Source organism: Bacillus sp. FSL R5-0593 (assembly GCF_038603755.1).
Lineage (GTDB): Bacteria > Bacillota > Bacilli > Bacillales > Bacillaceae > Bacillus > Bacillus velezensis.
This window is the reverse complement of sequence record NZ_CP152011.1, coordinates 1,140,392-1,154,363: the sequence shown is the minus strand read 5'-3', so window position 1 is coordinate 1,154,363 and position 13,972 is coordinate 1,140,392. Positions and strand designations below refer to the sequence as shown.

The window sequence follows — 13,972 nt, the reverse complement described above, 5'->3', positions numbered from 1 at the left end:
CTATTAAAGCGTTGCCTCCAGAAAGGTTTTTGAAGGGATGGCCAATGCTTCTTTTACTGTTTTTTGATGGCCGGTTAAATATTTTTTTACTATATTGAATCCGACGGCATAGCCGAGCATTGAGGGGAAGTACCCTTTTCCGTATAACAGCTGGGAAAACATTCTGCTGTCTCTCGTTAAGCGGAGGTTCGGCTTGACTCTTTTTTCAAACAGAAAATCAAGCTGCTCGGGCGTATAGTAGGACGTCCATTCCGCCGTAAGACTTGAGCCGAACCGCTCATATACAGCATATTCTGCCAGCCCCTCCATCATGATTGTATCAAGAAATGTCTCGTCTTTTTCGTCCTTTGTCACATGTTCTAACCGGCAGACGTGATTATATTCATGTGTCATAAGGGCGGATACAGCTGAATTGGAACTATCCGACGATAGAAAGAGGAACATTTTGTCCCGAAAGGCCAGACCGGATTTTGATCCGAATTCCTGACGGATTTTCCGGTTTCGTTCATCGACGGGCAAAACTACGATCGGCACGTCCGGCCCGTTCCACTTCTCCTTTAAATAGGCTTCCTCCTTTTGAATATGGCTGTAGCATCCTTTTTCTTTCAGCCGTTTACTGGTCCTAACGCCGTCCTTCAAATGGCGGAACATGCCGTGGTTTTGCAGCATCCCGAGTATCGGCTTCCACTCTTTCTTATCGGCCCCTGAAAAAAGCGGCAAAAGATGCGGAGCCAGATCATTTACGGATGCCGCCTTTTCCATCCATTGATATGTCTGCTTGACGCTCATACGGTTCGCCTCCTCTTGTTGTTATCATATGCACACACAAAAAAACCGGCCACCTTTTTCAGGCAGCCGGTCAAAAACTGTATTATTGATATTTTTTAAAGATCAAAGTGGCATTATGTCCGCCGAAGCCGAGCGAGTTGCTGAGAACGATGTTGACATCCTGCTCGCGCGCTTTGTCCGGTACATAATCTAAATCACACTCTTCATCAGGTGTTTCGATGTTAATCGTCGGCGGGATAATGCCGTCTTTAATGGCCATGACGGAGAAGATTGCTTCAATTCCTCCGGCAGCGCCTAACAAATGACCCGTCATTGATTTTGTCGAACTGACGGCAAGCTTGTACGCATGATCACCGAAAACGGTCTTAATGGCTTTTGTCTCGTATTTATCATTGTAGTACGTGCTTGTGCCGTGAGCGTTGATGTAATCAATTTCTTCAGGCTTGATGCCCGCATCTTTGATTGCTTCCTGCATCGCTCTTGCACCGCCTTCCCCGTCTTGGGCAGGTGCGGTAATGTGGTAGGCATCACCCGTTGAGCCGTAGCCGACAATTTCCCCGTAGATTTTCGCACCGCGGGCAAGGGCATGCTCAAGCTCTTCAAGCACGATGATCCCCGCGCCTTCTCCCATGACAAAGCCGTCACGGTTTTTATCAAACGGGCGGCTTGCCGTTTTCGGATCAGGATTTGTAGAAAGGGCTTTATTTGCGCTGAAGCCCGCAAATGACATTCTTGTCAGCGGTGCTTCCGTTCCGCCCGTAATCATCGCATCGGCATCGCCGCGCTGAATGACTTTAAACGCGTCACCGATAGAGTTCGTTCCCGTCGCACATGCCGTCACCGTACAGGAGTTGACTCCTTTTGCTCCGAGAGCGATTGAGATTTGGCCTGTCGCCATATCCGGAATCATCATCGGAACAAAGAACGGGCTGACCCTTCTCGGCCCTTTAGTCAGGAAGATTTCGAATTGGGATTCAAGCGTTTCAAGACCGCCGATTCCGGACCCGACCCAAACGCCGACTCTCGGCGCGATCTCGTCTGTGATATTCAGACCGGCATCTTGAACGGCCATTTTCGCGGCTACGACAGCATATTGCGTGAAGCGGTCCATTTTTCGCGCTTCTTTTTTATCCATGTGATTTTCAATATTGAAATCTTTCAGTTCAGCAGCTACTTTCGCCGGATACTCGTCCGATTCCACACGTGTGATCGGTCCGATTCCGGATACGCCGCCGATTGCATTTTTCCAGCTTGTTTCGGCGTCGTTTCCAAGCGGAGACAGGGCTCCAAGCCCTGTAACGACTACTCTTTTTTTACTCATCTTGTGTGCACCTCACCTTTTTTTATCGTCCCCAGCGTATTGCTATGGCGCCCCATGTCAATCCTCCGCCGAAACCGACCATGACGATGACGTCGCCGTCTTTAATTTTGCCTGCTTCCAGTTCCTCTACTAATGAAATCGGAATGGATGCTGCGGATGTGTTTCCATATTTATGGACTGTTTTAGACATCTTTTCAACCGGAAGCTCCAAACGTTCCCGTGCCGCTTCCATGATGCGGATGTTTGCCTGATGCGGAATCAAAAAGTCTACGTCCTCTTTGGAGAGGCCGGCTTTTTCAATGACATTTACACTCGATTCACCCATTTGCCGGACGGCGAATTTGAATACTTCTCTTCCATGCATGATTGTATGCCCTTTTTCATCTAAGTACAAGTGCTGACCGCCTGTACCGTCTGCTCCGAGCTCAAATGACAGTATGCCTCTGTCGTCGCTGACCGGTCCGATGACCGCCGCTCCGGCTCCGTCTCCGAACAGCACAGCCGTATTGCGGTCGTCCCAGTCGGTAATGCTTGAGAGCTTTTCCACGCCGACCACGAGGACATGTTTGTATGTTTGCGATTCAATGAATTGTTTGGCGGTTACGATACCGTACATAAAACCCGCACATGCGGCGCTGATATCCATCGCGCACGCTTTTTTGGCCCCGAGCTTCTCTTGTATCATACAGGAAACGGTGGGGAAAGACTGGTCAGGAGTAACCGTCGCCACTAGGATCATATCAAGCTCCTCAGCGGAAATGCCGGCCTGATCAAGCGCTTTTTGCGCAGCCTCAGCGGCCATGCCGGATGAATACATATCTTCCGCGGCGATTCTTCTTTCTTCTATACCTGTTCTCGTACGAATCCACTCGTCCGATGTATCTACCATTTGTTCAAGATCATGATTTGTCAGCACTTTTTCCGGGATGTAACGGCCGACGCCAAGAATTCCAGCTTTCATTGGAAAAGACTCCTTTTTTATAATGAATTTAAAACTAATTAGTTATGATCAATTATTAGTATCAGGTACTAATTCTACCCTATTTTTTTTCTGTTGGCAATATATTCGTCTAAACTATCGGACGCTGCTCCTCATAGAATAAAAGGAAGACGAAAGGAGGCTTCACTATGGATATTTTCTCCAAAATGATGTTCGGCGATTCCAGAGACCGGGATAAAGAACCGGAAGAAAACCCGGAGCAGCCTCAGGCTGAAAACGAAGAAGAGATCGATTACAACCACGTGATGAATCAGCTGGGGTCCATCATGAACTCTCTGGATCAATTAAAGCCCGTATTTAAAGACTTCGCGCCGATGGTGTCCGCTATAAAGAAAAAAATCATGTGAAAAGCCACTTCATGAAAAGTGGCTCTCTTTATTTATTCAGCTCCCCGGCATCAGATCTGCCAAGCTCATACGCTTCTGCCATGACCGATGTAAACAGGTCCATAAACGGCTGAATCATTTCCATAGACAGATCTATGCCGGATTTCTCAAGCTCCGCCTTTGCTTCCGGCAGGTATTTCATCGCGATCTGCATAAATTCAAGAGACTTTTCATGCTGCATGTGTATCCACCTCTATTCATTTGACGGCAGTTCATTTGTTCGGTTATACGTTTTTACAAGGTCTGAGATTTTGTCTTGAAATGCTTTGTCCACCAGAGGGCTGAACGTCCCCATTTCAACGACTCCTTCCCTGAAATCAAAGTTGTGATCTCCGCTCTTGAGCGTACCTTTATTATATTGCTCGGCAATTAATGTATAGGCTTTATCTACGTTTTGCACCGTGCTTGTCAGCACCGTGTTTTTGCCGAGATTCGATTGTTCGGCGACATAGCCGATGGCGTAAAGCCCGTCTTTTTTGATTTGCTGAATGACAGGAACATTATACCCGTCTCCGGCCGGATATACAACATCCGTGCCTTCCGCTTTTAACTTCTCGTAAAGATGCAGCGCTTCATTGCCGTTATCCCAGTGGTCCGTAAATTCAGTATTGACGGTGATATCGGGTTTTTCATATTTCGCCCCTTTGATAAAGCCGTCTACTTCAGGCTGCCACAAAAAGGAGGCGATGACGCCGACCTCATTGGTTTTTGACATATGGGCGGCTGTCATTCCCCCGAAAAAACCCATTGCTTCTCCCATAAGATGAACGCTTGTGACATTATCGCTTTTCGCCGTTCCGTTTGCGACGACGAATTCCATGTCGGGATAATCCTTGCTGATCATATTGAAGATTTCCTCGTATTCATTTCCGTGCCCGTATAAAAGATTGACTCCTTTTTTATGAAAATCATCTATCGCTTTTAAAATATCTTCATCGGATCTGATATTTTCTTTATAATAAACGTCAACGTTAAATTCAGATTGTATCGCTAATAAACCTTTGTAACCTTTTGTGCCCCATACCAAGTCACTGATGGTATCGGGAAAAAGCATTCCGACCTTCTCAATTTTTCCTTTAAACGGAGTTTGTGCGCATCCGCTCAATAAAAGGAGGACAGAAAAGATCATGACAAGCCTGGTGATCAAGCCATGTTCAACCCCTTTTCAAACTCATAACATGTATAATTGATATACGTTTATTGTAGCGGTAATGCACATAACATGGAAGGTATTTCTTAAAAAATGTCGAATATTGATGAAAATTGTCTTTTCCATTCTTTAATTTTTTCTTCCGCTTCCGTTTTTTGCGTTTTTTCTTTTATTTCCAGGGTAATAATCTGATTTTCGTCTTCTGTGCCGTCAGCTTCAAGCTGATTCATCAGCCCGCAGACCGCGTCTTCTAAAAAGATCCTGCTTTCGCCATCTTCTTTTTCTTCCGTCCACGGACCGTAAAGGGGAGGAAGGATAATCGCTTTGGCTGTATCCCGCTGAGCGTTTTTCTCCCAGTCTCCGTGATCCTCACTGTAAACAATCCAATATAAAGGCTCAGCCCTTTCTTCAGGCAGACACCCGCTCCCGTATTGAACGCAGATACGATCGTATTCCTTTTCACCGATTTCATCTATTATTTGAAAAAGCCCGTTTCTCGCGAGCCACATTAAACGTTCTTCTAAATACAGCTGCCTCGTTTTGTCCTCCGGTTCTGCCAAAATGACATCAACGTGCACACCCTCATCCATCAACCGTTCGCACAATGAAAGGCCGAGAAATTCATCTGCTCCAATGATCAGCGCTGTTTTCATCACATCTGCCGCCTTTCCGGTTTTTCATTCACACACAAGCCAAACAGCCCTCTGAAAAGAGATGGCTGTTGTATTCTATTCATTACAGGTCTTTTTCATGACTGCGGAAAAACCGGCAGATGGCTCTGTAAATACGCGCAGGGTTCTCAAGCAGGTGATACGTGATATCAGTCTTGCTTCCGGTCTTTTCCCGGGCTTCTTTATACGCGTTCGCATGCAGGGTGTACGGGTACAGCGCTCCGGTCGTTCTTTGCCATATATGTACCGGCGCCCGGGTGCGGCAGCCGGTAATGGTCTGATAGCTCAGTGAGCTTGCCTCTTTTTCAGAAACACCGAAGCTCTGTGCCGTTTCCCTCAGAAACTGCTTATAAAAGAACTTATTTTCTTTCTCTGATTCAAAATGGGCTTGAAGGTCAAGACAAGGATCTAACATTGCGGCTGAACGGATATGCTCCGCTGAAGACTGCAGCAATTGATCGGCGATAAGGGCACCCATGCCTTCTGCGAGCAAGTGTATTTTCGGATTGAGGGTTTCTTGTTTCAGCACATAATGCATCAGCTGTCTGGCGTAAAGGACGGCTTTTTCCGAACCCCAATGCCGCCCGTATAAATTGCTGTTAATAATGGTGTACCCTCTGTCAAGCAGCACATGTAACAGCTGGTTTCTCCCTTCATGTTCGAGCCAAAAGCTTGAGTCCCGGCTGACAAAGTGGGTTCTGTCCCCCAGAATAAAGATACAGAAGCCATTCGGCCGATACGGCAGATGGATGACGTTCAGCTCAGATCCGAATTGGAAAAATCTTTCCGTAATCCCCATGCCTGCCCGCCTCCTTTTACTCCTAATCTCTCTATTGGCTATCATATGTAAGAAGAATGAAAACGGATCGGATAAACTCCTATTTGCTGCTATGTTTTGGCTATTATCCCAAGCACAGGAACCGAATTTTCCATCAGACGGCCGGACAGGCGGGCACATGTCAGTTTCAGGCGCGCTTTTTGATGAGAAAATGACCTTCCGCCCGCGCTTTATGTATGGTATGATACAACGTAGAATAAAATGAAGGACGAGGTGGAAACGTGCGGTTTATTATCGGTTTTATTTGGACGTTCCTTTTAACACATATGGCCTGTTATCTGGTCGCCTCCATGAACAGCGCGGCGTACAATTTCAAGCAATCATCCGTTATTGCCGTGGTTATTGCGGTGCTAGTCTTTGTTCTTGCGGAGATCATGCCTGTCAAACAGGATGCAAACCAGCATTAAATAAAAAAACCTGCTATTCAGCAGGTTTTTTTGTGTTCACGGTTTTCGTTGATACGTCCACAATCTGTTGTGGTTTGAAGTTTCAGGGAACATTTCTCCAACCGTAAGCTTGATTTTTTGCGGGTTTTTGACCATGCTTCCCGTTTCGCCGATTTCAACGTACACACCGTTATTCGGCGCTTTTTGTCCCGGGCGGAATTGATGCTGCTGTCCCACGTCATTTCCTCCTCTTTCTTTTTTATGTAGTATGCGCTTGTATGCGGAGAAATATCAAAAACCGCTGAATGAGATTCAGCGGTTTTTTTGTTCATCCTGTTTGTAAAGAAGAGCTTTCAGGAGCGCTTTTTGCGCGTGAAGCCGGTTTTCCGCCTGCTGAAATACCGCAGAGTTCGGACCGTCGATAATCTCGGACGTGACCTCTTCTTCCCGATGCGCGGGCAGGCAATGCAAAAATGTATAGTCGGGTTTGGCGAGACTGACGAGTGAGGCGTTGACTTGATACGGGGCAAACACATTCAGCCGCTGCTGCGTCTCTTCCTCCTGCCCCATGCTCGTGAAGACGTCGGAGTAAATCACGTCTGCATCCCGCACCGCTTCCTGCGGATTTTCGGTAAGGGTGATTTTCGCTCCGGAAACAGCCGCCGCTTCTTTTGCGGCATTTACCGCCTCTTCCTCTACTTCATAGCCTTTCGGCGAAGCAATCGCAATGTCACAGCCCATTTTTGCGCAGCCGATCATTAGTGAATGCGCTACATTATTTCCGTCACCGATATAGGCGGCTTTTACTCCTTTTAATTTTCCTTTTATTTCTTGTATCGTTAACAGATCCGCGAGTGCCTGACACGGGTGATACCGGTCGGTCAGCCCGTTTATGACGGGAATGTCTGCATGCTCGGCAAGCTCTTCGACTTTTTCATGCTCAAAGGTGCGGATCATAATGGCATCAACGAAGCCGGACAGCACCTTCGCCGTATCCGCGACTGTCTCCCCCCGCCCAAGCTGCAGGTCGCTGCTTGAAAGAAATAGTCCCGTTCCCCCGAGCTGGGCCATTCCCGCTTCAAAAGACACACGTGTGCGGGTTGAAGATTTTTCAAAAATCATCGCCAATGTTTTCCCTTGGAAAATCGGCTGTATCGGATGTTGTTTTAATAATGAAGCTTCTGTCAGAAGCGCATTGATGTCTGACGGGCTGATATCTTTTAAGGAAAGAAAATCTTTGCCGTACAAATGGGTTAATGTGTGTTCCGCTTTTATTGTGTGCATGATGCCACTTCCTTTTGATAAAGATCTTTGAGCGATACAGGCTGAGGTTTGCCGGAGCCGCTTGCTAAAAATGCCTTTACGGTTTCCGGTTCAGTAAAGACCGTCACACCGTGCGTCATGGCTTCAATCCGTTGTTTACGCGCTTCTTCAGAGTGATTGAAATTGATATGGACCGCTTTATCCTTTCGCTCTGCCCATGCCGGGAACGCATCTTTGCATACCGTAAATCCCGCCTCTTGAGCCTGACGTTCCAATTCCGCATCACAGCCTTCCAGATAGATGCTGCCTTTTTTCTCCCAGACGTGCGCGTAGATTTTTTTCAGGGCGCTTTCTGCGTCAAACGCGACACACATGCCTTCTCCGGTCGACTTCATTTCCGGCCCGGGCTTTACGTCCACATCCTGAATGGCGTGCGAAGAAAAAACCGGGAATTTCACTGCCGTTCCGTGCTGATTTTGAACCTCGGGCTTGATGTCTTTAAGGGAAGCGCCGGCCAGCAATCTGGCGGCAAGCGGGATCATCGGCACCCCCATCACCTTAGACACGACAGGAACCGTGCGGCTTGCCCGCGGATTCACTTCAAGAACGAGAATATCCCCTTTGTCATCAATGACAAACTGAATGTTCATGATGCCTTTAAAAGCCAGTTTTACCGCGATTTTTTCGGCGGCCTCTCTTATATTCCGCTGCATATCAGGTGTGACAGACGGACCCGGAAGAATCGCAAAACTGTCGCCCGAATGGACGCCGGCGCGTTCAATGTGCTCTGTGTAAGTCGGCACGAATACTTCATGTCCGTCGGAAATCAGATCGATCTCCAATTCTTTTCCTGTAATGTACTGATCGATCAAAATCGGATACGGCATGCCCGCTTCATTTTCCAGCAGTTCTGACATTTGCGCTTCTGAATCAACGATGATCATGCCCATCCCCCCGATGACATAAGACGGACGGATCAGCACGGGGTAGCCGATTCGGCTTGCTTTTTCCGTTGCTTCTTCTTTTGAATAAGCGGTTTCGCCTTTGGCATGTTTCAGGTCAAGGTCATCAAGCAGCTGATAAAACAGATCCCGATCCTCCAGCGCATCAAGGGTTTCAAAGGATGTTCCGAGCAGCGGAATGCCCGCTTTTTCCAGCGGTTCAGCGGCATTGATCGCGGTCTGCCCCCCAAACTGGACGATGGCAAAATCAATGTTTTCATGTTCCGCCACGTTCAAAATATGTTCTGTCGTCAGCGGTTCAAAATAAAGCCGGTCAGCGATTTCATAATCCGTGCTTACTGTTTCCGGATTGTTATTGATCATAATCGTTTCATACCCCAGCTTTTGCAGGGTCAGAACGCCGTGGACGGCACTGTAATCAAATTCCACTCCCTGACCGATGCGGATCGGGCCTGAGCCGATGATGAGGGCGCGTTTTTTCTCTTTTCGGCTGATATCTCCGTCGCTTTCCCCGAGGTAGGTGGAGTAGAAATAATTCGTCTTGGCATCAAATTCAGCGGCGCATGTATCTACGATTTTAAACGACGGGACGATGCCTGATTTCTTTCTGAGAGCACGGATGTCTTCTTCCGTTTTTCCCGTGAGAGATGCGATCATGACATCCGTGAAGCCTTTTACCTTCGCCTGCTTTAAAAGCGGCATTGACAGATGATCCCCTTCTTCCATCAGCTTGTTTTCCAATGTGATGATATTTCGGAATACATGGAGAAAAAACGGGTCAATTTTCGTTTTGGCATGGATGTCTTCTATCGTTTCACCGCGGCTTAACAGTTCCATGACGACGAAAAATCTCCGGTCATCCGGCGTTACCGCTAATTCCCACAGCTGATTGATCGTACAGCCGCCGAGTTCAGGCAGGCGGGTGCCGATCGTTTTCAGCTCAAGGGAGGCCGCCGCTTTTTGAATGGCCGCTTCCATATTTCTTTCGATCGCCATGACCTCTCCCGTCGCTTTCATCTTCGTTCCGAGCGTGCGGTCGGCATGTTTAAATTTATCAAACGGCCAGCGCGGGAATTTGACAATGACATAATCAAGCGCCGGTTCAAAGCTTGCATAAGTAGAGCCCGTCAGCGGATTTTTCAGTTCGTCGAGCGTATAGCCGACGGCAAGTTTCGCCGCCATTTTGGCAATCGGGTAGCCGGTCGCTTTTGACGCGAGGGCCGATGAACGGCTGACACGCGGGTTCACTTCAATGACATAGTACTGTTTGCTGAACGGATCCAGCGCAAATTGAATGTTGCAGCCGCCGACCACATCCAGCGCCGAAATAATCGCCAGGCTTGCTGAACGCAGCATCTGATATTCTTCATCCGTTAACGTCTGGGATGGTGCGACGACGATGGAGTCTCCTGTATGCACGCCGACGGGATCGATGTTTTCCATATTGCAGACGGTGATGCATGTATGATTGCTGTCACGCATGACCTCATATTCGATTTCTTTAAATCCGGCGATGCTTTTTTCGACGAGGCATTGGCTGATCGGGCTTGCTAACAGCGCCTGTTTAATAAGCGTCTGAAACGCTTCTTTCGTTTTCGCGATTCCGCCTCCCTTTCCGCCTAACGTGTACGCCGGTCTCAGAATAACCGGAAATCCGATAGACTCAGCGAAGCGGAGGGCGTCTTCTTCGTTGTCGACGATTTCGCTTTCCGGAACGGGCTGGTCGAGCTCTTTCATCAGGGCGCGGAACTGCTCCCGGTCTTCGCCTTTTTGAATGGTTTCCACCGATGTTCCTAAGAGCTTGACGTGATGCTTCTTCAGCACGCCTGCTTCTTCAAGCTTAACGGCTAAATTCAATGCCGTCTGACCGCCCAAATTGGCAAGCAGACCGTCCGGTTTCTCTTTTTCAATAATGGCCTCGATGCTGTCGGTTGTGAGCGGTTCAAAATATATTTCATCGGCAAACGCCTCATCCGTCATAATCGTTGCCGGGTTGTTATTGACTAGAATAACGCGGTATCCTTCTTCTTTCAGAGCCATGCAGCCCTGCGTTCCTGAATAATCAAATTCTGCCGCCTGGCCGATGATGATCGGGCCGGAGCCGATGACTAATATGCTGGAAATGGTTGTATCTTTAGGCATGAGCGATTTCTCTCCTTGCTGGTATCACTTTCTCTAGAAATTCATCAAATATCCACTCGCTCTCAGCCGGTCCGGGATGAGCTTCAGGGTGGAACTGGACGCTTAATACGGGAAGGCGCTTATGAATGAGCCCTTCCACTGATGTATCATTGACATGATGAAATCTGATGGACAGCTCGTTTTCGTCAATTGATGCTTCATCGACGACATAGCTGTGGTTCTGGCTTGTCATAAACACCCGTTTCGTTTTCCGGTCAATGACGGGATGGTTGGCACCCCTGTGGCCGAACGGCAGCTTATACGTATTTCCTCCGAAAGCCAAGGCAATCAGCTGATGCCCGAGGCAAATGCCGAGTGCGGGGAAATCACTGAGTAAAGATGTAATCCGGTTCATGTACGGCGCAATCGCTTTCGGGTCGCCCGGGCCGTTTGAGAGCACGATTCCGTCAGGCTGAATGTCATAAACAGCGTTCATCTGCTGATACGGAATGACCGTTACTTTACAGCCGCGCTTTACCAGTGACGAGGCGATTGATTTTTTATAACCGAAATCAATGAGCGCAATATGCCGGTCTCCGTTCCCCATTGACGTGATGTCTTCAGACTGCGCCAGCTCCGCCGGGTTTTCTGTTCCGGATGCTGTGGGAATTTCTCCTGTTGTTGACACGGCAGCGTTCATCGTGCCGCCGGAGCGGATGGTTTTGACGACGGCCCGTGTGTCCACTTCGGTTAAGAGCGGGATGTTCCATTTATTTAAATACTCTCTCAAGCTTGAGACTGCTTCATGGTGAGAAAAATGTTCACACGCTTCATAGACGGCAACAGCCTTGACTTGAGGAATCTTACTTTCAAGGTCTTTTTCATTAATTCCGTAGTTTCCGATCAGCGGATACGTAAAGACGACGATCTGACCCTTATATGACGGGTCTGTAAGCACTTCCTGATAACCCGTCATTCCGGTGAAAAAAACCGCTTCGCCAACACAGCGGGCTTCTTTTTCAAGTTCACCGCCGAATGATGTTCCGTCTTCCAATACTAAATAGCCTTTCATCTAAAGCCCACCTCTTGATGAATAATTAATTAAAAATATGAATTTTTATACTTTTATATCGAAAAAAAATTACCGTTTCACTGCCGAATGCGCTTCGATCGCTGCCTTAAGCATACTGACGGCCGACAGCATTTCTTCTTCAGAAACCGTAAGCGGCGGGAGCAGCCTGATGACATTCGGTCCGGCCGGAAGCACGAGAAGCCCGCGTTCCTGCAGATCTCCGATGATGCCGGACACGGGACCTGCGCATTCAATGCCGATTAATAACCCTTTTCCGCGGATTTCTTTTACAAAAGGCCCTGTCAGTTCACGGTTCAGCTGCGCTTTTAAAAATGATCCTTTGTCTGCCGCCGCCTGGAGAAAGTCCGGCTGAAACACAATGTCCAAGGTTGCTTTCACAGCTGCCATGGCAAGCTTATTGCCGCCGAAAGTCGTACCATGCGTACCCGGCGTAAAGGCGTCGCCAAGCTTCTTTTTGCCGATCACGGCTCCGACGGGAAAACCGTTTCCAAGCCCTTTCGCAGCAGTGATGATGTCCGGAGAGATGCCGAAATGCTCATAGCCGAATGCCTTGCCCGTCCGGCCGATTCCGGTTTGAATCTCGTCTGCGATAAGCAGCGCCTGTTTGTCTTTGCAAAATGTCTGTAAGGCTTCGATGAATTCCGGATCGGCGGGATTGACTCCCCCTTCTCCCTGCACCGTCTCAAGCATGACGGCGGCGATATCATCCTCTTTTGAAAGCGTGCTGAATGCCGACGGATCATTGAACGGAAGATAGTGAAAGCCTTGAAGCATCGGTCCGAAACCGGTCTTGATTTTGTCTTGTCCGGTGGCGGCCATCCCCGCATAGGTCCGTCCGTGAAAGGATTGATGGAACGTTACGATTTTTGTCTTTCCCGTTGCTTTACGGGCAAGCTTAATGGCGCCTTCATTCGCTTCGGCCCCGCTGTTGCAGAAGAAAACGAGATCCCCCGCGCTATGTTCGGCAAGCTTTGCCGCGGCTTTTTCCTGAAGATCATTTTCAAACAGATTGGAAACGTGCCATACGCTGTCAAGCTGTTCTTTCACCGCTTCTGTGACCTCATCATGACAATGGCCGAGATTGGAAACGGCGATGCCCTGAATAAAATCGAGATACGTTTTTCCGTTTTCATCCTCTGCAATTGTCCCTTTCGCTTTTTTGATATCGATGGGCCAGCGGCTGTAGGTTTGAAATAGACTGCTCATGACACGCTCTCCTTTTCTTTGACAATTTTTGTTCCTTGGAAGGCTTGATCGGTAAAAAACGCTCCTTTTCCGTTTACGATCATCACTTCCTCGACATCTTCACTCAGTGCCGATAATGCCGAGTTTACCTTCGGAATCATCCCTCCTGAAATCACGCCTTCATCTATGAGGGCGTGAGTCTCTTGCGGCGTCAAAGTATCCAGCCTGCTCTCTCCGTCCATAATTCCTTCGACATCCGTGACAAATAAAAGTTTGTCGGCGTGTAAGGCTGAAGCGACGGCCGATGCCGCGGCGTCTGCGTTGACGTTCAGCGTTTCGAAATCACTTGTCATGGAAAGCGGAGCGATAACGGGAATGATGCCTTCTTTCATTAATGCGTGAATGATTGACGGATCGGTTTTTTGTATTTCGCCGACTTCTCCGTATTTGTCTTGATTAAGATAGGATGCTTGAAGGAGACCGCCGTCCTTTCCTGATATTCCCGCGGCTTTCAGCCCGTTTTTCGCGAGTTCGGTTACGAAAAATTTATTGATCGTCCCTGACAAGACCATTTCCGCTGTTTCCAGCACCGGTTTGGTCGTTTTCCGCTGTCCATCGACAAATTCCGTTTCAATCTGCAATGTTTTCAGCATTCTTGAAATGTCCGGCCCGCCTCCATGGACGACGGCAATGTTCCAGCCGGATTGCATAAGCTCTTTTACATTTTGAAAAAAATCGGCGGATAACTCGCGGATTACGCTTCCGCCGCACTTAAAAACGATCGTTTTCTTCATGCCGCTCCCCTTT

15 protein-coding genes are annotated in these 13,972 nt (G+C 48.2%); 2 read left to right on the top strand and 13 right to left on the bottom strand.

The annotated features are described in order from the left end of the window. Positions 1-3: 3 nt before the first annotated feature. From NYE36_RS05765 to NYE36_RS05755, 3 genes are all read right to left on the bottom strand, one after another. Positions 4-789 (bottom strand): DUF2268 domain-containing protein, encoded by a 786-nt coding sequence (locus NYE36_RS05765; RefSeq protein ID WP_061046904.1) that lies wholly within the window; start codon positions 787-789, stop codon positions 4-6. Positions 790-871: 82 nt separating this feature from the next. Then, positions 872-2,110 (bottom strand): beta-ketoacyl-ACP synthase II, encoded by a 1,239-nt coding sequence (fabF, locus tag NYE36_RS05760; protein WP_015417206.1) that lies wholly within the window; start codon positions 2,108-2,110, stop codon positions 872-874. A gap of 22 nt (positions 2,111-2,132) precedes the next feature. Next, positions 2,133-3,071, bottom strand: a complete 939-nt coding sequence (locus NYE36_RS05755; protein WP_007409122.1) for a beta-ketoacyl-ACP synthase III — start codon at positions 3,069-3,071, stop codon at positions 2,133-2,135. Between the two features lie 167 nt (positions 3,072-3,238). On the opposite strand from NYE36_RS05755, the gene NYE36_RS05750 reads away from it, so the two are divergent. Beyond that, entirely contained in the window at positions 3,239-3,457 is a 219-nt protein-coding gene (locus NYE36_RS05750) for a hypothetical protein (protein WP_007409123.1), read from the top strand. A gap of 28 nt (positions 3,458-3,485) precedes the next feature. Here NYE36_RS05750 and NYE36_RS05745 read toward each other — a convergent pair whose 3' ends face one another. From NYE36_RS05745 to NYE36_RS05730, 4 genes are all read right to left on the bottom strand, one after another. Further along, positions 3,486-3,677 carry a ComZ family protein gene (locus NYE36_RS05745; RefSeq protein WP_003155061.1) on the bottom strand — a complete coding sequence of 64 codons (192 nt, stop codon included), beginning with the start codon at positions 3,675-3,677 and terminating at the stop codon, positions 3,486-3,488. A gap of 12 nt (positions 3,678-3,689) precedes the next feature. Next, positions 3,690-4,643, bottom strand: a complete 954-nt coding sequence (locus tag NYE36_RS05740; protein WP_007409125.1) for a BMP family ABC transporter substrate-binding protein — start codon at positions 4,641-4,643, stop codon at positions 3,690-3,692. Between the two features lie 89 nt (positions 4,644-4,732). Then, on the bottom strand, positions 4,733-5,299 hold the full coding sequence (locus tag NYE36_RS05735) for an NAD(P) binding enzyme (RefSeq protein WP_015417204.1): 567 nt from the start codon (positions 5,297-5,299) through the stop codon (positions 4,733-4,735). 82 nt (positions 5,300-5,381) lie between these two features. Continuing rightward, positions 5,382-6,116 (bottom strand): hypothetical protein, encoded by a 735-nt coding sequence (locus NYE36_RS05730; RefSeq protein WP_094032933.1) that lies wholly within the window; start codon positions 6,114-6,116, stop codon positions 5,382-5,384. Positions 6,117-6,376: 260 nt separating this feature from the next. On the opposite strand from NYE36_RS05730, the gene NYE36_RS05725 reads away from it, so the two are divergent. Beyond that, positions 6,377-6,562 (top strand): YjzD family protein, encoded by a 186-nt coding sequence (locus tag NYE36_RS05725; RefSeq protein WP_003155069.1) that lies wholly within the window; start codon positions 6,377-6,379, stop codon positions 6,560-6,562. 36 nt (positions 6,563-6,598) lie between these two features. Here NYE36_RS05725 and NYE36_RS05720 read toward each other — a convergent pair whose 3' ends face one another. The 6 genes from NYE36_RS05720 to argB all read right to left on the bottom strand — a co-directional run bounded on the left by NYE36_RS05720 (position 6,599) and on the right by argB (position 13,959). After that, complete coding sequence (locus NYE36_RS05720) at positions 6,599-6,778, bottom strand: YjzC family protein (RefSeq protein WP_003155070.1); 180 nt, start codon at positions 6,776-6,778, stop codon at positions 6,599-6,601. Positions 6,779-6,853: 75 nt separating this feature from the next. Next, positions 6,854-7,825, bottom strand: a complete 972-nt coding sequence (gene argF, locus NYE36_RS05715) for an ornithine carbamoyltransferase (RefSeq protein WP_094032932.1) — start codon at positions 7,823-7,825, stop codon at positions 6,854-6,856. Further along, complete coding sequence (locus tag NYE36_RS05710; RefSeq protein ID WP_265451282.1) at positions 7,813-10,908, bottom strand: carbamoyl phosphate synthase large subunit; 3,096 nt, start codon at positions 10,906-10,908, stop codon at positions 7,813-7,815. Before NYE36_RS05710 ends, argF begins: the two co-directional genes overlap by 13 nt. Then, complete coding sequence (locus tag NYE36_RS05705) at positions 10,901-11,959, bottom strand: carbamoyl phosphate synthase small subunit (protein ID WP_172868802.1); 1,059 nt, start codon at positions 11,957-11,959, stop codon at positions 10,901-10,903. Before NYE36_RS05705 ends, NYE36_RS05710 begins: the two co-directional genes overlap by 8 nt. 69 nt (positions 11,960-12,028) lie before the next feature. Continuing rightward, on the bottom strand, positions 12,029-13,186 hold the full coding sequence (locus NYE36_RS05700) for an acetylornithine transaminase (RefSeq protein WP_007409133.1): 1,158 nt from the start codon (positions 13,184-13,186) through the stop codon (positions 12,029-12,031). Further along, positions 13,183-13,959: an acetylglutamate kinase gene (argB, locus tag NYE36_RS05695; RefSeq protein WP_251257077.1), complete on the bottom strand. Its 777-nt coding sequence runs from the start codon at positions 13,957-13,959 to the stop codon at positions 13,183-13,185. Before argB ends, NYE36_RS05700 begins: the two co-directional genes overlap by 4 nt. Positions 13,960-13,972: the final 13 nt, after the last annotated feature.

Bases quoted from the DNA above. Each gene is read 5' to 3' on its own strand.
- NYE36_RS05765 (WP_061046904.1), bottom strand. From the start codon at position 789: ATGAGCGTCAAGCAGACATATCAATGGATGGAAAAGGCGGCATCCGTA.
- fabF (WP_015417206.1), bottom strand. From the start codon at position 2,110: ATGAGTAAAAAAAGAGTAGTCGTTACAGGGCTTGGAGCCCTGTCTCCG.
- NYE36_RS05755 (WP_007409122.1), bottom strand. From the start codon at position 3,071: ATGAAAGCTGGAATTCTTGGCGTCGGCCGTTACATCCCGGAAAAAGTG.
- NYE36_RS05750 (WP_007409123.1), top strand. From the start codon at position 3,239: ATGGATATTTTCTCCAAAATGATGTTCGGCGATTCCAGAGACCGGGAT.
- NYE36_RS05745 (WP_003155061.1), bottom strand. From the start codon at position 3,677: ATGCAGCATGAAAAGTCTCTTGAATTTATGCAGATCGCGATGAAATAC.
- NYE36_RS05735 (WP_015417204.1), bottom strand. From the start codon at position 5,299: ATGAAAACAGCGCTGATCATTGGAGCAGATGAATTTCTCGGCCTTTCA.
- NYE36_RS05730 (WP_094032933.1), bottom strand. From the start codon at position 6,116: ATGGGGATTACGGAAAGATTTTTCCAATTCGGATCTGAGCTGAACGTC.
- argF (WP_094032932.1), bottom strand. From the start codon at position 7,825: ATGCACACAATAAAAGCGGAACACACATTAACCCATTTGTACGGCAAA.
- NYE36_RS05710 (WP_265451282.1), bottom strand. From the start codon at position 10,908: ATGCCTAAAGATACAACCATTTCCAGCATATTAGTCATCGGCTCCGGC.
- NYE36_RS05705 (WP_172868802.1), bottom strand. From the start codon at position 11,959: ATGAAAGGCTATTTAGTATTGGAAGACGGAACATCATTCGGCGGTGAA.
- NYE36_RS05700 (WP_007409133.1), bottom strand. From the start codon at position 13,186: ATGAGCAGTCTATTTCAAACCTACAGCCGCTGGCCCATCGATATCAAA.
- argB (WP_251257077.1), bottom strand. From the start codon at position 13,959: ATGAAGAAAACGATCGTTTTTAAGTGCGGCGGAAGCGTAATCCGCGAG.